We start from the raw sequence: 19,378 nt of genomic DNA on the forward strand, positions 1-19,378 counted from the left end.
GCGGCGCCAACCGCGCCCACTGCGCGTCCGTCAACATTTGCTCCATGCCACAAAGTAATCACTGTTAACACTTCCTAATCACAACCTTAAACAACTCCTACCTCATGGAGCTGTTTCTGCCATTGCAAAGAAGCTGGGCATATCTGCTGCTGCCGTTAGCCAAGCACTTAAGTGCGGTAAGCCAGGTAACCGTATTGTACAACTCGCTGTGCTCATGGCACAAGAATCCGGCGCTGTAATGACCGCGCAAGTATTAGCCAGTCTACCCCTGGCTCGATAATAAAACCACTTACTATCAATTTTTTACTGGCCTTAATAAAGGTCGGATGCCACCTTGTTGCCTAGCCATGACGGTCATAATTACCCAGGGTATCCCTTACCAGCAGTTGCTTGACGATGTGAGAGCACTAGTTCGGTACGAGATGTCTCAGCAGCGCCCCGAACCCCTTGCTACTTCAGCTAACGAAGAACTTCTTAGCATTAAAGCTGCCGCGGAGATGCTCAAGGTAAGCGTCGCAACTATACACGAATACAAACGCCGAGGCTTGTTGCCTTATGTCAAGCTTGCTGGTAGAGCTTTCATTAGACGCTCTGATGTACTCGCCTCAGTTACTCTGCACCAGCGGAGCCAGAAGCCAGCACGCACAAAGTAAGGCCACTCAATTACTGATGGTTATAGTGGCATCGGTGTGCTAGTTTTTATCTGATGCAAGTTAAGACTAGCTGCTCCGTGCTTTGCGTGGCTGCTTAATATTCGTGACTTTTTAAGGAGGATGTGGCCTTGGATTCTACAGCTCCAAGCGGCTGAACGAAACGTCTGACTACTGTCTCGACGAAGTCAATCCCCTGCTCTTTTCAAAACGTCACCAGCCTCTATCTGGCTCGCTACCAAAGCGACACCACGCCTATTGGTCAGCGCAGGGTCACGAGTGGCCTCATAGTCAACTGCACCTCGACTGCCTACTCCTATGACGGCCTGCTCGAAATCACTCGGGTCGTGTCCTCGTGGAGAAGCCGACCTGCGTGTCATGTCTACCAACTACTGTCAACTCACCCAACACTAATTACTATCTCTTTATTACCCATTTCTCCGCAGGCACGAAACTTCCGGCTATCCAATTCTATCCCGGCGACTGGCACAAGGACCAGGGCGTCCAAGCTCTTGACCTCTCCCAGCGCGGGGCTTGGTTCGAGCTGCTGTTGATGATGCACGACAGTGACGAGCGCGGCGTGCTCCTCGTTAACGGCCAGCCCATGCCCGACGCCGTCATTGCCCGCCGCCTCGGTTTGGATAACCAAACTGCCAACCAAATCCTAACCACTCTGCTCGAATACGGCGTGGCGAGTCGCCGCGAGTCAGATGGCGCGCTGTTCTGCCGCCGCATGGTCAAAGACGAGAACCTGCGCCAAGTGCGCACCGCTGCTGGCAAAAAGGGCGGAAATCCACGTTTGCTTAACCAAACATCCAACCAAACCCTCAAGCAAAAGCCAACCACCCGGGTTAAGCAAATTCCAACCCCTTCATTTTCATCTTCAATTTCAATTACATCTTCAATAGAAGAGAGGGAAGCGGCTGATGCCGCCCCGCCTGCGCTCCAACCTGAAAATTCAGGTAAAGCGTCCACCGGCCGCAAACCGGCCGCCCCGCCCACGCTTCTCAACGTACAGGCCTACGCTGTCGCCCAGCACCCCAAAAGCGCCGACGCCCATAATGAAGCCAGCGCCTTTTTCGACCACTACGAAAGCAACGGCTGGCGCGTCGCCGGTAAAACCCTCATGGCCGACTGGCAAGCCGCCTTCCGGAGTTGGATGCGCCGCCGCGCTCAATTCCAAGGTGCAGCCCCCAGCAGCCAGTCGCCTGCTCCGGCCCGCGCCCGCACCGCCCCCAAACTCACCGACCCCGCCCGCTGGAGCTAACCCAGCCCTCAAGAATGAACCCACGCCCCGCCATTTCCGCCCCCACCTACAGCCTACTACCACCGCAGGCTCTTGACCTCGAAGCCGCTGTGCTGGGCTCCGCCCTGCTTGAAGCCGACGCCCAGCGCAACATGCTGGCCACCCTCACCACCGAGGACGTGTTCTACTGCACTGCCCACCAGCAGGTCTACCGTGCCATCCGCGACCTGGTGCAGGTCGGCGACCACGCCGACATCCTCACCGTCACCCAGGAGCTGCGCCGCCGCGGCACGCTGGCCCTCACCGGCGGCCCGTCCTTCGTGGCCGGCCTCACCAGCAAAATCAATTCCGCCGCCCACCTCGACACCCACTGCCGCGCCTTGCAAGAGCAGCACGCCCGCCGCGTCATCATCAAAGCCGGCACCGAAATGGCCGCCTACGGCTACGACGACACCCGCGACCCGCTCACCCTGCTCAGCGACGCCCAAACCCACCTCACCATCCTGCACCGCAGCCTCGAAACCCGCCCCGGCCAAACCGCCGCCGCGGCCGAGGAAGCCACCTTCGCCCATATGACCCAGGCCGTAGGCCAGCACGGCCTCACCGGCGTGCCCACCGGCCTCACCCAGCTCGACGGCCTCACCGGCGGCTGGCAGCCCTCGGACCTCATCATCCTGGCCGCCCGCCCGGCGATGGGCAAAACCGCCGCCATGCTGCACTTCGCGCGCACCGCCGCCCTCGACCACGGCCAGCACACCGCCATTTTCAGCCTCGAAATGCCCATCCTGCAGCTCATGCAGCGCCTAGTGGCCAGCGAAGTGCCCGGCTACTCCAACTCCGACCTGCGCCGCGGCAACCTCCCCGGCGGCCTCGAGCAAGTGGCCCACATCCGCCAACAGGCCAAGCGCCTCCGAACCCACGGCCACCGACTACACCTCGACGACACCCCCGGCCTCACCGTCCAGCAGCTGCGCGCCAAATGCACTCGCCTGCACGCACAGTACCCGCTGCGCCTGGTCCTGGTCGACTACGTCCAGCTCATGCGCGGCGACACGAAAGGCAACCGCGAGCAGGAAGTGGGCAGCATCAGCCGCGGCCTCAAGGAACTGGCCAAGGAGCTCAACGCCCCCGTCATCGCCCTCTCCCAGCTCAGCCGCGACGTGGAGAAAAGGGGAGGAGAAAAGCGCCCGCTGCTCTCGGACCTGCGCGAGTCTGGCAGCCTGGAGCAGGACGCCGACTGCATCGTCTTCCTCTGGCGCGGCGAGTACTACAACATCGCCGAGTACGAGGACGGCACCGCAACCGCTGATACCGTCCTCTTCGACATCGCAAAACACCGGAATGGTGCCACCGATGAAGTCATTGCCGCTTGTTCAATGCGCCGAGGGGTATTCAGTGACCTTGGCCCCGCCAATCAGAATTTTGGAAACACACTTTAATCTTAATTATTGCTCCTCCGCATCTGTGGATAAGGTAAAAGAAATCTGCATCTTCTGCCACATGGGTGTAAAGGCAGGATTGTCGTGCAGTGACTTTAGCCCATTGCTGAACGGATTTTGCAAGTCGTGAATTTGGGCTTTGTCGTCATCTTCTGCGTTTGTCACATACAGTAGGCGGTAGGGACTGGTCGTCTTACCTGCTTCTTGCACTTCCTTTTGACTGATGAAGAAACGGCCGCCCTCCCCAGTGGTGCCTTTTACTTCCACGCGTACTTCCTCATTTGTTTTGGAGTCACGATAACTAATGTCGTAGCCTAGCCGGTCATCACCATCCGGGTTATACCATTTGTCGTTAGCTCCCACATCCTTTGCATTGTACGAAAGCCAACGCACTTGCTCATGTTGCTCAGCTAACATGCTCAATACGCGTTGTTCGGCACGTAGCCCAACGCGAGTATTATTTTCATTGTTGGCTGCACCGCTCATTCCACCACCCCCGCCGCCGCTACTCCGCCACTGTTCATCAGGAGAGGACTCCTCGGCCGGTGCTGTAGCCCGCATATTGGCTGTTCCTCTAAAAATACCTGCTGGATTGCGGTAGGGGTCAGGATGCTCTGCGTCTGTATCTCCTTCATTGTTCCCAGTTGTTGTAGAAGTAACGCGTTGAGGGGCCGCCCATATCTCATAAGCCTGCATTATTGGTTCAGTATGCCCGAAATACAATAGGTCACGCAACTGGCTTCCAGACAGAAAGTCGTCAAGCCATGCGTGCTCCTCCTGCGTTACTTGTTTCTGAAGGACTAGCAACGCTTGCCGAAATAGGTCATTGTACCACTGTGCAGGCTTCTCTTCCTGTTGTTTCAGCACCGAAATGTCAGCTAGCTCATGAAAATTATCACGCAATACCCGCTCAAAATGCGTTTCTAAGCTATTGGTTAATGCGGATGGATAAGGCCGCGCTGGTAATAGTTTGTATTTCTCTAGTTGCTTTGAAAACCCTTGCTGCCGCTTTCGTTTTTCCTTCGTTATAGGCGGCTCGGATAGCCGCTCATACTGCCACGCTTGAAATGCAGCTTGGTACTTAGTCAGCATTTTTTTCCACTCATTACCCCACAGTTCTTCTAGGATAATGGGCTCCTCCAATACATTTTGTAATGTGCTGAATGGCAATCGTAAAACTTTCAGCAGCGCCAGCAATGCCTTTCGGTTGCCGCTATCCGACAGCCTGCTATAACGAAAGGTTTCGGGTGCAAGCTGCGCTAGTAGAGCACGAGAAAGGCTAAGATTTAGGGTTGCTTCGTCTAGTGTAGTTGCCTCCTCTGGTATTGGAGAACCTATTGCTTGGCCTACGGCTCGCCAGAATGCTATTAGGCTACTACCAGCAGTTTGGAGAAATTGCTCCAGCTCAAGCATCCGCTCTCTGCCCACGTGGTGCCGTTTTAAGAATTCCGTTGTATGCGACAAATCCAGGTAGTCCTCAAGAGTTGCTTGTACATGCACCCAGTTAACTTCGGTTTTGTCGAGCCTTTCTTGCGCTATCTGCACCAGTGCCGAAGCAATATCTGCTGCTGGCCGCTTCCCAAAATTTGTCGTTACCCACAGCACGGCTTCGCCATCCTCTGGCTCGCCAACAAAGTGCGTGAGCGTTAAATGATGTTCGTTCTGTTCATCGTTGTCCCACCATAAAACCCGCTCCAGACTTTCTACTTCATGGACCTTAATGTCGGTGAGTTTGACGACTTCTTGGTCAGTCAGCGCCTCGTCCATCTTTTGCTCCATCAGGGCAAGGAGTCCAACCAAGTTATGGCCCATTAGCTTGGCAAGTGTGAACTCGCGTTGCAACTCACCAAACACCACCCTACGGTTCAATGCTTCCGTCAGACGTTTCCCTACTTGTTGGGCAATTTTGCCAAACTGATTGCTTTCTACTCTGGTAAATTGAGGTTGAAGTACGGCTTGCCATTCGGGAGGCAACTGCTCGTAAAGAGCCGTGTCGTCAATATAATTGACTTCTTTGCCTTCGCACCAACTTAATTCACCGGTGAGCCCATTAATTGCTAGAAAATGTACACTCTCAAGCCCATCCGGTACTGCTTCGCCGCGCCCAAGAGTTGCTTCGTAAAGTCTGGTAAGTACATGATTATAGGCTCGTTTTAGCTTCTCAGCTTCATTAGCCTTCAAAGTAGCTAGCCGTGCTTCGTTGTGTGCATAAAATAGCTTCAACAAAGGCACGAACTGACTGCCCGACGTACTTGGCCAAGTTACCGCGCCCAAGTCCAGTGCCAATTGGTTTAACTGCATTGAAGGAACCGCCACAACCGGTAAATACTGCACGACGGCCCGGTCTAGAGCGTTGGTATGGTCTTGGTCACCAACGAAAACGACTTCCTCTATACTGCTGAATGTACCTTCTACTTCGTCCAGTTGTGTTCTCAACCAAGATTTCTTGCGCAGCCATTCCGCAGCTCCGCTCAGAGTCACCCTGCTATCGTACTGAATTGACTGGTAATAGCTGTTGTTCTGGTAATACTCTGGATTTTTCCCGTCAATATCTTTTTGAAGAAAATACCGGTACGAACCCCAATTATGTAATATTTGTGTGGCAAACCAAGAAGTAAGGTTTTCAGGCTCATCAATTGTTCGCTCCCTTCGCAGCTCAATATTTCGGCGACTTAACTGTTGGTTCCAACCAATTCGCGCATGGCGGGAATCATTCGGATGTAACGTCCGCTCATTCCGCTGTACGTACATGCCTGGTCGCCGCCATATTCCGGCCCACTGCATGAATTCCTGCTTTTCATTGGCTCCGATTTTAAGTCGCTCGAAAACAGTTTTTTCTAGGTACTTTCCACGTTTAGAATATAGTGCCCGCAACTCCTTGCTGGCTAAATACACTGGAGTGTGAATCGGATTTACCCACTGCCCATCAGACGTAGGTACAACGCCCTCACTCTGAAAATCTTCGGCGCTGACTTCGTCTCGCATGCTGTACAGCACGCCAAGTAATTCCCAGTTCAGCGGTTTCTGTGGCCCCATCCGCTCCAGCAGTGCACTTGCCAATGAAGCACGCTCGAAATCACGCAAACCGGTGCGCCCCTGAAAAAGACGCAATCCTTCATTGGGAAATGAGAAGCGTTTATGGAGCATCTGCACCGCGTCAGCCAGCTCAATAGGCAAGTCCAACGTTTTACGTTGGCTTCGGGCAATGTAAAAGATGTTTACTTTTTTGCCACATACCAGCAGCTGATGTTGCGTGAGCAGCACCGCCCGGTCTGACATATCGGGAGCATCCTTAGCGCTCAGGTAGCGGTAGAATTGGTCGAAGAAAGGCCAGTCCTTTGTCTGTCTACGGCGCTCACATTCCTTTTCAAGTTCTGCTTCTAAATTCTTGCGATTCAATTCGCGTACTCCAAATTCACTGCTAAGCCAGTCACGGACTTTTTCTGACGCTACAACCAGCCTTTTCCCATCAAACTGTTGCAACAGGAGACGGTCAGCTAAACTTGCGCTTATTGTCATCACATCAGCTGCTTGCAGATATTCGCCCTCGCAGTAGATAAACGACTGGCTTCGGAGAGTGTCTCTGACGCTGTTGTGCAGCACCCGCAACTTTTCTTCCTCACGGTTATAGCACAATACTTCATTTGTATCCCACCCAACTTTCTTTAGCCGTTGCAATAGCTCGCCGCCGATATACCTTCCTATTTCTTCTAGCAAAAACGTGTTCAACTTGGCATCTGCCCGCAACTCTGTGCGTGAAGGACTAACCAGAAAATAACTGTGGATAATAAAGGAAAAGCCTGTTTTCAGCCCGAGCGGGTAAAAGAGGTAAAGTGCTGCGTCTGGTATAGGCCGGTAGCTGCCGTCGGTATTGGCTCCTAAAACTATCCGGATATCAACCTGCTCCATGGCTGATACCAACGCTTTTTCCTTCTCACCAAGTCCGGCCATTACCTCGAAAGGAATACTCACCGGTTTTCTAGGAGTATACAACCGGAAATGCTTCTCTGGCTGGTCGTCGACCTTGGTTGTCAAGCTCCGGCCATTGCGGTCTTTGTGTAAGTGGTAGCGCCGGTTGTGGCCTTGGGTAGTTGTAAAACTCACATCAGTTAGCCAGTCAAGGAGCAAGAGCTGCTCAATTTTCAGCTCCGTGAAATTGCGGTGTACCCATTGAGTGGCAGTTTCGTCGCGCAAGGGCAGCTCTACTCGCGTAACGATACCTTGCGCCAAGTCCACCTTACTCAGTTTGGCTTTCGAGTAATAAGGTAGCAAGAAGAGTGGACAGCCCTTGCCTATGCTATTGGCATATGACCTACGTGTTTCGCTCTCATCAAAGTAAAAAGTGCCATGTTGTGTTACCACCCGTGGCCGGTCGGTAAGCTGTCGAACCGATTTGAATCCAATGCCCTTAAATCCAATTGTTTCAGCACTGTGCTTGGTGCTTTCGCCAACCCGCGACACAGCAACGATACCAGCTTCGGAAAACGGTAAGCCAGTATTGGCGACGGTCAGCACCGTTTCCTTTAATTCAAACCAGACCGCGCCCGCCTTCCCAGCTAGTTGGTTCGCGTCTCGAGCATTTTGAATTAGCTCGAACAGGCTCCGGCCTTCGTAAGACTGCTGGATATATTCCTCGGTTTTGGCTGCATAGGCCATGCCCTCTGGAGTCATATTTAGTCCCCCCTGATGAAGCACCTCAACGATTCTTTTTAATTCGGTAGCAGAATTAATAGTCTTGTTCATATTACTTTGTATCCGACTGCGGGGACATTTGTATGTAAATGTGGGCTGCGGCATTACGACCGAGCAGCACAGGCTGCAACGTCCAGTTTAGACCTTAACAGCGTATTTTTTATTTGGCGATGAGTTGACTCATAATCCAGCAGCAACCAACTTGCGGAAATAGCCAAACTTAGGGTCTATTACTAACCGTCTATCCAGAAAGGAGTTAAATTCCTCGCACGAGGTTTCAGGTACCAATGAGCATGACGAACAGGCTGCCATGTTCAAGCCGCCCACTCCCTGCCCTTGTTCACCAGGATGCCAGCACACCGGGTCAGATGAGCAGTCCGTAGCGCGCATTAATGCGGTGCGGATGATTTCTTCGAACCTGCCATCCTTCGAAAGGCTTACCAATCCTCCGTAGCTGCCCTCTGCGCCGGCCACCGTGAAGAGGAGTACCCCAGCCATACCGTCACCACAATAGAGTCGCTCGCGCAATGAAGTGACCGGATAGCCGCACTGAAACTCGAGTTCTTTAAGTAGCAAATGAGAGAAGGTGTGTATCATCACTTCCGACGCAGTTATGACACGCCCTGCCTGTCGTTGCCATGACTGGAGATAATTGGCCTGTATCAGCCGAGCTTGCTCACGCACTTCGTTGTGTTCATCCTCCCACTTTTGCAGCTCGTCTCGGTCAAATTGTAAAAATATTCCTTCGCCATAGCTCTCGTATGCAGGCAAAAACCTGGCTTGATTGCCGTATATGCTGATGTAGTGTTTTCGAATAGCGCTGCCCTCTCGCTCATTAACCGGTTGATTAGGGCTTGTCGGTGAATACACGTCAGGCTGGAGGGCCTGTTCGGAGGGCAATGGGTCCAAGCGGCTATAGGAAGGTTGCACACTTACCATTTTCAACTGGTCGAGGTGATATATCCTTGCTAATCCTGGCAGCTGTAAGCCAGGTACTGCTGTAAACACCAACTCGGGTCGACCGGTGGTTGCATTTCGATGTTCGCCTAGCTCATCCCGGGTTAAATAGTCGTACTCCGCTTGCCGATATAATAACTCGCTTGCATCAAGTACTTCATCCGTAAGCTCGAAATCCGCATCAATGAGGGCAGTAATATAAGCTACACTAATTTCAATGCTTTGATGCCGTTTAATATCCCTGCTGATTCTTTCCGCCGTATCACCTTCCTCATGACTAGTGCGTATCAAATCAATTAGCTCGGTGCTTCGTTGAGTTAGTCTTGTCGGTATATAAAGACTTTCCAGCTTGTTAGCGTAATAGATACTATTACTGCTCCGAATAACTGGCCGAAACAAAATATGCTCGTCGCCTGGCCGGGATTGGCCTCTCGTGCCGTTCTGAAAAGGGAGTAAACCATATTGTACCAAATCGGAACGGCGGACACGCAGACTATAAAGCCCATTCAGGCTTGTGCGAATTTGCTGACCGTTGGCATCTTGTAGAGGTTGACCCTGCTGATTTTTAGCAGTTAAGAAAATGCCACTCAGGTCACCCAATCGGTCAAATACACTATATTCAATAAAGCTAAAGCCAGCGGGTTGTGCTGCTTCAAAGTCAAGCATAGTAGCCTGCAACTCTCCATGGCGCTCCTGCACCCTGACCCGTCCTGGTTGACGAGCTAGCAACCATCGGTCCCAGGGTATATCAGCAACTTCGCCTGCTGGTGATACAAGCACAAAACGTACTTGTTCCAAGCGCTGCATTCGTACCGGGCTGCCTGGTTGGCGAGTCCGCGGTACCAAGCTTTTGGGTGGATTAAACTGATTAGCCTCTCTACCATTGGATGTCCATGCTGCACGCCAATCAGCAACCTTCTGAAATCGGTTGCTGATGGGGCAATAGGCCCATTCAGGAAAGTATTTTCCTAGAAGTACTCCATCATTATTAGCCAATTGGTAGCCGCGCCGTAATTCGTTGCTCGGCACACGAACGAGGCGTTCCAGTCGTGAATAATGAAGTTGCAACCGCTGCTTGAAACGAGCATCCAGTATCTCATTGTCAACCAGTAAATGTTGCTCTTGGGTATAATAAGGCCAATGCTCAAAAGGCTGCACAAGCAGTGCGCCATCTGTAGTTTCAACAAGGGCACCAGGTGCGGCCGCACCGGTCACTACTTTGCGGGTGGGCTGCTGCTCGTAGCGGCGCCGGGGTGGTCTTGGTCCTTGCATAAAAGGGCTAGGCAGGATTCATTTGAATGATGGTAGTGGTATCTATTTCTCGCATGGAAGTCATCAACGCCCATGGTGAATCAGAATCCACCGGTTTGATAAGGCCGTCGCGATACGTCATAGCAGCGTTTTGGGCAGCTTGCTGCTGCCAGTCTAACACCAGGCTATCCAGCTGTTGCTGTGCGTGGGCTCGCTGTTCAGGCTCAGTTATGCGCTGGCTAAGGAAATCTCGGAGACCATCGGCCTGAGCGGGCGTGAACTGTCCAGCCTGTGCTTTGCCAGGGATGCCCCCAGCACGTTGTCGCACGTAAGCCACCAGTAAGGTGCTTAGGGCCTTATCCAAGGTTACGTCGGTGTACGGCGTTACACTCAAGGGCTCCACGTAGCGGTAATAGGCTTGGTTGAACGCTACGTAGTTCTCGAAGTAAGACTTTTCTCTTGCCCGGTTGGGATTGAGTAGATTCACTACCAGCCCAGCCACTTTACGCGCTACCCGGCTCGATGCCTGGATATATTCGGCAACCACCTTCGGTTGGCCCACCATTAACATTAGGTTGAAGCGCTCGACGTCGATGCCGACTGATAGCATGTTGCTGGCCAGAACCAAGTCCACGGTCTCTAAACGCGGAGTTAATTGGCGAGTTTCGGGGTCGTACTGCGGTTTTATTTCTGGAAATGAAACCTCAACCGCTTTGAGTGCATCTTTAATCCGAGCGCTATCGATGCGGCTTGTTAGTTCCCTAGTACGTTGTAACAAGCCTTGGTAAGCAAAACGATACTGCTGAGAATCCAGCCCGTAGCGCGCATGCAGTAGGCGTAGGTAATCGGCAACCTCAGCGCCGACCTGATTATAGCTCTTGCCTAGGTCCTTAAGATTGTTGAAATAAACAACCAGCGTCCAATAGTTATCCAACAGTTTGGACCAGCCCGGTTGTTGCGCTAACTGTCGCAACAACAATGCTCGTTGTGCCAATAAGCCGGTTTGTACACGTACCTGTGTATCGGCTCCGGTCTTGCCTGTAGGCATGAAGCCAATATGGACTCGCCGGCCCGCCGTAACCTTTGCGAAGAAACTGTCATCGTATCTTATTCCCGTTGGAGGGAACACCGCAACCTGCCTGCCTCCGTACAAAGCGGCAATTTGCTGCTCTGTGTTGCGGGTAGTTGCGGTCGAAGCTACAATCTTGGGGGCTATTCCATCTCGGGTAGCCAGCAACTCCACTGCCGCCTCAAACAAGCCAACCACTGAGCCCAGTGGGCCACTCAGCAAGTGGAGTTCGTCCTGAATGATGAGGTCAGGTGGTCGTTGTGGGGTGCGTCCATTCTGGTTTAGACCAAAAAACCGGTACCCTTCTTCCCGGTGTGCCAGCTGTGCAAATTTGTCTACAGTAGCAAAAAGTAGGGTAGGGGGATTGCGATACAGTGAATCATCCACTACATCAATGGGCAGCATAGGGTTACCGCGAAAGAAGCACCGCTCATCGAGGCAGCGCACAGCAAAGCGCCCATTGTTGCCCCCTGTTACTTCAAAGCCGTGCACAGGTCGCCCAGTTGCATTGTGCATGCCAAATAAGCGCGAACCGCACCATGGGCACGCCGATAAAGCAAACCGATTCTTATCTCTAGCACCTGCTAATCGAGTAGTGGGAGGATTCCGGTTGTTTGCCAGCGCTTGGTTCATTTCATTCTGGCAACTCATGGCGCTGTCGGGGCCTGGTTCCAATCGGTTGGGGGTGCTACTCCCGCCCACCCAAAGCCCAATAGAAATTCGCTCATTCCCAAGCCGTGCTTGGGGTAGCTTTAGACGGAGCATGTCTAAGGCGCAAATAAGGCGCGCTGCTCGTTCAAACTGCTGTGAGGCAAGTAGCCTCAATGTGTAACGCATGAGCACCGAAGTGCCACCGCTTTGGGCCGGGTTCAAACGCCGTCGCCATGCTATAGTAAATGCCGCTAAAGCTAGGTAAGCTTCAGTCTTGCCACCTCCCGTTGGAAACCACAAAAGGTCTACTACTTCCCGCCGGTTGGCACAGGTAGGGTCCACAATTGCTTCCAGATTCAGCAGTAAAAAGGCTAGCTGAAAAGGGCGATACTGAAAAGGTGCGTGGCCATCTCCACTGCGCCGGCCGGGATGGTTCTCAAACGAATCCAACTCCCGGTATAGGTTAACCGGTGCGCCGTCCGGCAGGGGCACATTAGGCTCTTTTTCGGTATTGCCCCACGTTGGGTCATCCGATACCACCATCTGCATGAGCATGGCGGTATTGGCTAGTTGGAAGCAGCTCATGGCTTCCGGCTCATTGAGCAGCTCAATGTTGCGCACTAGCCGGTCATAGGTGTCCTGCTGTTTCTGGATAATTGGCTCCAACACATTGGCAAACGACATCGAGGTTGCGTCTCGTCGCTTCTCTTCTTCATGCGCTTCCGTAGCCTGAGCATCCAGCCATATCTTGTACTGACCAGCGAAATCCAACAACTCGGCAACGGTTTCTTCGGCTGTCAACTCGCTCCAAATTGATAGCCGTTTCAACTCGCAGGTCCGAGCCATAGCTCGCTTAACGGCGTCCGTCAATTCGTTACGGTCACGCAGGTCATTACTCATGCCCGGCACCGTTACTTGAGGCAGCCAGGTAGTAGCTAGCCACGTTGGCCGTGCTAGTGGCGTCACACCCTTGTCAATGCTCTCCCACTGCACCGCGCAGCTATGCCCTTGGCCGTAAGAATGTACGTCACGGTACAGGTAGCGAAGTGTGCGCGCTTCTTCGTCAAAAGCTTGCTCGCTAATCGGCTGGTGAGATAAGAGGGTTGTCCCGACTGGCACTCTTAAGCGCAGGGTTGTTTGGAAAAAGCAGATTTCGTTGAGAGGCTGGCTCGAAGCCATCAATTTTTCACCCTCGAAATAACTTGTGTTAGCAAGCAGCACCTTCACATAGTTGCATGCTCCTCGTGGTAGCACTTTTGTATGCAATTGCGCAGTAGCATGGCCCGGAAATCCATCTGCTGCTCCGAGCGGCATAGGCTCTCGCACGGCATCAGCCAAAACCAGTGTTTTGCTTAGCTGTACTTGATGCCGTTGCCAGCGCGGGTAGAAAAGCCGCTCAAATTGTGGTAGCGCTACCAGCTTTCGATTTTCTCGCCGAGCTCGTTTGAAAGTTTCAAGGTCAGCATAGTCGCCGGTGCGGCCAGCTCCTCGCTGTCCACTTACCGGCCGAGTCAAAGTGAGGTAATGATGTTCCTCATCGTAAGCCACCAGCTCACGCAAGCTGTCAGGAAAGCCATCCGCGGCAAACAGGTCATCAAGTACATTTCGGCCGCCTGGAAATGGAACTCTGAACTGTTCAGCACCCACCGTATTGGTTGGGTCGAGCATGATGTATACACCCAGTTCCAGTTCGACTGTTAGTTCATGTACTTCCGCAGCCACACAACACGTCAGACCCATATTATCAGGGAAAAACTGATTAGCCGCCGGGTATTCTACTGCGTTTTGAGTCCAGCTACGTTGCTCTTGTGTGGTGCTCGAGTTGTCGGTTAGCTCTTCGGGCTTTTCTTCTGGCTCCTCACCATCGGCTGTCTCTTCATTCGCTAGTTGGTCGTCGACCTTCTGGTCATTCTCATCGGCCTCGTCTTCATTGCCGTCTTCATCCTGTGTATCCACACCATCCATCTGGCTGGTAGTGGTTGCAGTTGGCCTTGGAAAAAGTACGCCCGAATAATAGCGTCGTAGAGGCAGGTCTGCCAATTGCTCCCGTGTTGGGTCAGTACCCGCTAATAGGTCGGTACCAGGGCCAATAAGGGTCTGGGATAAAAAGTCGCGGAACGAATCGCGTGCTTCGCTGTCCTTAAGCAGTGCTGGAACAGTAGTAGCTGTATTGGGCATAAAACAAGATGAGTGCTAGTGGTGGAACACGGGCCTTACTTCAAGCAACGTCCGTTCTCGAATGGCAGAATTATCGCGGAGTAGTAGGTATAGGTCTTCGCCCAGGTGGGCACGGCACTGGCTATCGTCACCGCTTAAGTGAGCCCCCAAAAGCGGCCCGCTGACTTGGCGATTGACTCGGGCCACCTCCCGGTTGTGAAACCGCCGTGCTTGGTACACGGCATCCATACGACCACGTAAAGGGTTACTGGCCCCGAGCTTTTCTTCCGCCAGGTCATACAAAGCCATTAAGTTTTGCCAGAGGCGCGGAAAACGAAAATTCTCGTCGGTAAGCCACTGCTCAAATCGAACAAACTTCACTGCTAGTCCCTTTTTTGTCAACACGTAGTAGAGCCGTTCCCAGCTTCCATAGTAGTGCTTGGCCAGCAGCATTCGCAAGGCATTCCGCCACCATCCCCATGCTTCCTGCACAGCTTGGGCCTCGGCGGGAAACCGTTGGGATAAGTAGCGGCGCACTTGGGCCGGGTCGGTTTCGACTATTATCACTCGGTCACCTGACAGCAATTCGCCTGGCCGCCGCAGGAGCCAGTCTCCGTCTACATCTTGAGTCAAGACTCGAGTGCTAGGCGCCAAGCGCATTTCGGTGTTGTCGGTGAATATGAGTCGCAGTTGTAGCCGCTCATCTGCGACTCCTGGTTCTTCATCGGTCAGCCGTCTCTGTTTGCTGTTTAGTGAAGTATTTAGGTTTGTGCGTTGAGCTTCTTCAATGTTCAACTTGCCAAATAATTCATCTAGAACAGAATAAATTGCCGCTGCAGCTGCAGAATCTGGCCCTATAGTAGTGTCCGCAGCTGGCGTTGCCGTCACTATCTGTGCTGACTCAACCAGTTCTAGAAGCTTAATGTGTACTCCGAAATGAGGACGGTCGGGATGGTGTAGTGCAGTGGCAACCCGACGGCGATGGTACAATTCTACTTGTGCATAGCGAGCAGCTTCTAGGCCCGAGTAAGCCAAGACAATTACCCGCCCACGTGCACGCAACGCGCGTCGGTACATCATCAATTCATCTTCGCCCTGCTTGCCTATCCGTAGCGCTGGCAGTATCCATAGGGTAGTAGCTTGGTTCAGTTTCTCGTCACTCAGCTTCTCGCGCAGTTCTTTGCCGCTTACTACCAGCGGTGCTTTGCGAGTCGGCCAATCCGCTTTGAGCGCAGCTGCAGTGCTTTCAACTTCGCGGCTCGCTACCACTAATACTACCCGCCCATTATGTGCTAAAGCCAACTCGCGTAGCGCAGCGTACTTAGCATTAGCGTGATGCAAGCAGTCTGCCACTTCAGCCAAGCACTTTTTAAGCAATTGCCGGGTGCTTACCATTTCGGCGGGCCTTAAGGTTAGCAACGCATCACGGTAAGGCCCATCGTCTTCCAATAGCGTCTGAGCCCAAAGAAGTAGCGCAGCAGTTTGCCGCTCAATCTCACTTCCTTTGGTACCCATCGGAGGCAATGTTAGCAGCCACAGCAGCGGAAGCACATGCAATAGCGCCCGTTGATTTACTCCGTATTCAATCTCCACAAGCTCGACAGCATCTTGTAGCGCTACAGTAGCCTGGTGCAACGAGTCGTTGTAAACTTCGTGTAGTTCTGGATAGCGCACCGGCTGCCCTTGCAACAGAGCCATTTCTTCAGGAGTCCACTCCCATACCCGAAATGGATGAGCCACCCGCGGCGGCCGTGAACCAACCAGCAGCAAGTTTTGGTAATAGCCCCAGTTTCGGCCCATCCGAATGGCATCAAATAAGCCATTTTCGTCACAGTACCGCTCATGGCCCATAATGAGCAATTCCTCCACTGGCCCACCGCCCGGCACTCCGTGCATGTTGAACACTTGTGTTTTCAACCGCTCGTAGCTGCTGGCCGCTTCTACCATCGGCGGCACCGGCAGCTGCAGCGTCGGATTACCCTGGCTCGACCAGCGGCGAAGCGGCATGGGTGCGGTGGCATGCAGGCGCTCGGTCAGCCGCCCGTCGCACAGTACCCCTAACCGATGTGGAAATGCCGATACCCAATCCTGAATTCTAAGTGTATCGCGGATAAACCGGAAGTTGCCAGCCAAGCCTAGTCGGGTCTGCTTGTGCGTGTACACGCCATCCAGCCCCAGGTGCTTGCATTCCTGACGCGAAAGGAGACGTACACCATTGCGCACGTTGCCACCGTAAAAAGTGGTGGCAGCATTGCGCCCCCGGCGCTTCTCTGGGTCAAAGGTTTTAACTATTTGACCCGTAGTAGCATCTACTTCGTGTACTTCGCGGAGTTCACTTTCACCATCATTCTTTAGCCGTAACATAACATCTCCAACGGCATAGCGAGTGGGTGCCTGGGAAGCCGCTATGTAATTGGCCCGATACTTCAATAGCATGGCTCCGAGCAGCGCGCCATCCAAAGCCAACTCATCCAATAACCGGTCTGGTAGCACGAGTAGGTAGTCAACTCGCTCATCCACGGTTTTGCCCTCATTGGCATCCAGTGCTTTGTGCAGCAGATAAAGGGTTGCCAGTCCCAACCGCGACAAGTTCATGCTCCGCAACTCGTACCACTCTTCCAGTTCTCGGGCAAACAGTGCGCATAGCTCGTCGACATACGCCGACAGTTGCGCTGCTAATTCTTCGTGCATGAGGCAAGGACTCGCTCAGTTTATAAAAACAGATGATGCTTAAATGGCATTAAGCACCTTATGCCGAATCAGCTCTGGCTGCTTCCTGTTTTTTAAACTTACGGAGCTTTTCGAGTGGCTCCTCGCTTGGTCCTGCCTCTTGGCTTCCTAAGTAGAAATGGGTGTAGACATTGGTCGTACCCTTGCCAAAGATGTTGAAATACAGTACATAGGTTTTGGAGTACGCATCGTTGAGCGAGTACGCATACACTGGCTCGAAGAATGTCAACCGTTGGTCCAACTCGCGACGCACCACGCACTTGCAGTCGGCCACCGTACCGGCCCCGGTGCGCGTTTTACGTGTCAGGTACAGGTCTTCCAGCAACTCTACCTCAAACCACGACACAATGCGCTTCTTGCGACCATTGGTGTGCACGGTCCCCGCCGAGATTTGAAAAAATAGCACTTCACCCCGTTTCATAATGCGGAGTGCCTCAAAATACTGTCCCTTTTTTTCCTCTGCCTTTTTTGTTAGAGCGGCGAAATAGGCAGCTCGCTCCTCATCTGCTTGACTTGGGTTCTCCAACTCAGCACATGGGATGTTTTGAGGGTCTTCAGGATAAAGGTCTTGGTCACTGTTAACAGTAACGACCACCTCACTACCATTATGAAACACGAGCCGTTTGGCAACCCCTGTAACTTGGTCGCGGTGCCAGAAATGCCCGTTGTGAAACTCAGTAGAAATTACTTTCATAGGCCGGGTAGACAGAAAAAAGGGAAGATTATAGATAGCACATCATATTGTAACCAGTCCAGCATGGATTGTTAATCCTTAGCTGGTTTACGTTTCGTGGTTACTCGTTTAGGCTTGCTTGATGCAGACGCGCGTTTTTTAGGTGCCGCCGGTTCATCTCTAGCCTCCAACTCCTGCAATGATTGTTGAAACAGTTCTTGGGGGCTACGTAGGGGCAAAGCAAACCCGGCTAGTGGTGTCCCTGCAGTTTTGCCGAGCACTAGTCCGCGGGCAGTAGAATAGGCCACTCCGCCCAGCATTATCATCAAGTCACGTATTGGAAAAAAACCTTCAAACTCTTCTGACGTCGTGGAGTATTGCTCTAAGTTCTCAACTTCAAACACAAAGCGCAGCTGGAACTGGCCGGTAGCTCCGCTAGGGGCTCCCGCTTCATCGTACCCAGCGGCCGCCAGGGAAAGGGTATAGTAAATGCGCTTGGCTTCCATCTCAAAGCCAGGCTCGAGCAGCACGCGGGTTAAGCCATGGGAAGCTGTGGCCGTACCACCGTCAGCTGCGCCATTATCAATTAAGCATTGAATAAAACCTGCCTCAGCCATGCGAAACCGGCTCAGGTCAAATGAAAGCAAAGGAGCAGCAGGAGCTGGCATGGAAGAGCGTTTAGGAGACAACCGGGAGGTAGGGAGTTGATTTTTCAGTACGGGGCGTCTTGGCATAAATGGCTGCCGCAGCCTGCCACCCAGACCGAGCGGTAGGCTGCACCAAATCTGGCCCTGGCATGGCCCAGTCATCGGCAATGGCGGGTCGCTTAGCGGCCTGACGTTTGGGGCTACCTGAAACCACTCGCCCTACTGCGGGCGGATACATCGTCGAAATGGCAGCAGCATGCCTCGGCCAATGATGTATTGTTGTTATCTCATGCCCCAATGCCGATACGTGAGTGGCTTCTTGTAGCTTGCGAACCGTTTTGCTCGGCAAAGCAGCCAGACGAGCCTGCAGCAGACTGTTTAGCACCCGCTCATCGCAAAACAGCCGTAGCAGCAGCGTGTTAGATTCCGAGGGTAATTCACCGCTCTCGTACTGCCGAAACTGATTAACGCCAAAGCCCAGCAGGCGGGAGGCCTCACGGGCACTCAGGCCCAGCGTCTCCCGGCGTGCGGTAAGCTGTGCCGCAGAAGGCACGTGGTTATGCTCACGCCACTTTTGCTCCAGCCTAGCCAAAAAGGCTTCGTCTTGCTCATCCGTCGTGAACTCTTGCTCCGACTGGACACAGCGATAAACGGGAAATGTTACCTGTAAAGTCTGGCCCCGCATTTCAAACGGGCCTGTTTTATAAATCTCTTCTACCGGTCCACCGGTGAAGGGGCTGATTAAGTTAGCCATTGTCAAGTATTTAAACTGTGAATACGCGCCGTAACGGCCGTTCAGCTTCATGGAATGATACGCAAACAGAACTGGCTGCGAATGCCCCTATTTGCACCTTGATATAGTATTCGTGCTTACCTATAAACTGGCTGAATACCCATAAGTCGCCTTGCCCTGGCGGGGGATTGTCTAGCTCTTTGAATGGCCCTTGGCAATAGTCGTAGGGAGTAAGCCGTAAAACGTAGTCACGGCGGTCAATCGGGCGAATGCCGAGTTCTTTCAGCTTTACAAGTGCTTGCAGGTTTTTGCCCTTCGGGTCCACCTTGAACACAATACCATACGAACCGATTTTAGCATGCAGTTGCTGCAGGAAAGCTCGAACATCCTCAAATGTGGGCTTAGTGGGAGGCTGAGTAGTTGGTGGTGTCAAAGCTACGATAATTACAGATAATGCAACTAAAAAGTTGCAAAAATTTTTAC

12 protein-coding genes are annotated in these 19,378 nt (G+C 52.8%); 4 read left to right on the forward strand and 8 right to left on the reverse strand.

What is annotated here, in order from left to right:
• The first annotated feature begins 104 nt into the window (after window positions 1–104).
• The 4 genes from ACYVHT_RS22015 to dnaB all read left to right on the forward strand — a co-directional run bounded on the left by ACYVHT_RS22015 (window position 105) and on the right by dnaB (window position 3,335).
• Entirely contained in the window at window positions 105–239 is a 135-nt protein-coding gene (locus tag ACYVHT_RS22015) for a hypothetical protein (RefSeq protein ID WP_460557318.1), read from the forward strand.
• Between the two features lie 183 nt (window positions 240–422).
• The gene (locus ACYVHT_RS22020) at window positions 423–653 is read left to right on the forward strand and encodes a helix-turn-helix domain-containing protein (RefSeq protein WP_460557354.1); all 231 of its coding nucleotides are present in this window, start codon (window positions 423–425) and stop codon (window positions 651–653) included.
• 352 nt (window positions 654–1,005) lie between these two features.
• Complete coding sequence (locus ACYVHT_RS22025; protein WP_460557320.1) at window positions 1,006–1,917, forward strand: hypothetical protein; 912 nt, start codon at window positions 1,006–1,008, stop codon at window positions 1,915–1,917.
• 14 nt (window positions 1,918–1,931) lie between these two features.
• On the forward strand, window positions 1,932–3,335 hold the full coding sequence (dnaB, locus tag ACYVHT_RS22030) for a replicative DNA helicase (RefSeq protein WP_460557322.1): 1,404 nt from the start codon (window positions 1,932–1,934) through the stop codon (window positions 3,333–3,335).
• Between the two features lie 6 nt (window positions 3,336–3,341).
• On the opposite strand, the gene ACYVHT_RS22035 is transcribed toward dnaB, so the two are convergent.
• The 8 genes from ACYVHT_RS22035 to ACYVHT_RS22070 all read right to left on the reverse strand — a co-directional run bounded on the left by ACYVHT_RS22035 (window position 3,342) and on the right by ACYVHT_RS22070 (window position 19,328).
• Window positions 3,342–8,078 (reverse strand): protein NO VEIN domain-containing protein, encoded by a 4,737-nt coding sequence (locus tag ACYVHT_RS22035; RefSeq protein ID WP_460557324.1) that lies wholly within the window; start codon window positions 8,076–8,078, stop codon window positions 3,342–3,344.
• Window positions 8,079–8,207: 129 nt separating this feature from the next.
• The gene (locus ACYVHT_RS22040; RefSeq protein WP_460557326.1) at window positions 8,208–10,256 is read right to left on the reverse strand and encodes a hypothetical protein; all 2,049 of its coding nucleotides are present in this window, start codon (window positions 10,254–10,256) and stop codon (window positions 8,208–8,210) included.
• A gap of 7 nt (window positions 10,257–10,263) precedes the next feature.
• Window positions 10,264–14,133 (reverse strand): hypothetical protein, encoded by a 3,870-nt coding sequence (locus ACYVHT_RS22045; protein WP_460557328.1) that lies wholly within the window; start codon window positions 14,131–14,133, stop codon window positions 10,264–10,266.
• Window positions 14,134–14,148: 15 nt separating this feature from the next.
• Window positions 14,149–16,803, reverse strand: a complete 2,655-nt coding sequence (locus ACYVHT_RS22050) for a hypothetical protein (RefSeq protein WP_460557330.1) — start codon at window positions 16,801–16,803, stop codon at window positions 14,149–14,151.
• Between the two features lie 58 nt (window positions 16,804–16,861).
• On the reverse strand, window positions 16,862–17,536 hold the full coding sequence (locus tag ACYVHT_RS22055; protein WP_460557332.1) for a hypothetical protein: 675 nt from the start codon (window positions 17,534–17,536) through the stop codon (window positions 16,862–16,864).
• A 71-nt stretch (window positions 17,537–17,607) separates the two neighbouring features.
• Window positions 17,608–18,204 (reverse strand): hypothetical protein, encoded by a 597-nt coding sequence (locus tag ACYVHT_RS22060; RefSeq protein ID WP_460557334.1) that lies wholly within the window; start codon window positions 18,202–18,204, stop codon window positions 17,608–17,610.
• Window positions 18,194–18,916 (reverse strand): type II TA system antitoxin MqsA family protein, encoded by a 723-nt coding sequence (locus ACYVHT_RS22065; RefSeq protein WP_460557336.1) that lies wholly within the window; start codon window positions 18,914–18,916, stop codon window positions 18,194–18,196. The genes ACYVHT_RS22060 and ACYVHT_RS22065 overlap by 11 nt, the downstream gene beginning before the upstream one ends.
• 10 nt (window positions 18,917–18,926) lie before the next feature.
• Entirely contained in the window at window positions 18,927–19,328 is a 402-nt protein-coding gene (locus ACYVHT_RS22070; protein ID WP_460557338.1) for a hypothetical protein, read from the reverse strand.
• Between the last annotated feature and the right edge of the window lie 50 nt (window positions 19,329–19,378).

The sequence above is a fragment of the Hymenobacter daeguensis genome (genome assembly GCF_054780555.1).

What these genes read in the sequence shown, in the direction of transcription:
- ACYVHT_RS22015 (WP_460557318.1), top strand. Translation starts at nt 105, where the DNA reads ATGGAGCTGTTTCTGCCATTGCAAAGAAGCTGGGCATATCTGCTGCTG.
- ACYVHT_RS22020 (WP_460557354.1), top strand. Translation starts at nt 423, where the DNA reads ATGTCTCAGCAGCGCCCCGAACCCCTTGCTACTTCAGCTAACGAAGAA.
- dnaB (WP_460557322.1), top strand. Translation starts at nt 1,932, where the DNA reads ATGAACCCACGCCCCGCCATTTCCGCCCCCACCTACAGCCTACTACCA.
- ACYVHT_RS22035 (WP_460557324.1), bottom strand. Translation starts at nt 8,078, where the DNA reads ATGAACAAGACTATTAATTCTGCTACCGAATTAAAAAGAATCGTTGAG.
- ACYVHT_RS22040 (WP_460557326.1), bottom strand. Translation starts at nt 10,256, where the DNA reads ATGCAAGGACCAAGACCACCCCGGCGCCGCTACGAGCAGCAGCCCACC.
- ACYVHT_RS22045 (WP_460557328.1), bottom strand. Translation starts at nt 14,133, where the DNA reads ATGCCCAATACAGCTACTACTGTTCCAGCACTGCTTAAGGACAGCGAA.
- ACYVHT_RS22050 (WP_460557330.1), bottom strand. Translation starts at nt 16,803, where the DNA reads ATGCACGAAGAATTAGCAGCGCAACTGTCGGCGTATGTCGACGAGCTA.
- ACYVHT_RS22055 (WP_460557332.1), bottom strand. Translation starts at nt 17,536, where the DNA reads ATGAAAGTAATTTCTACTGAGTTTCACAACGGGCATTTCTGGCACCGC.
- ACYVHT_RS22065 (WP_460557336.1), bottom strand. Translation starts at nt 18,916, where the DNA reads ATGGCTAACTTAATCAGCCCCTTCACCGGTGGACCGGTAGAAGAGATT.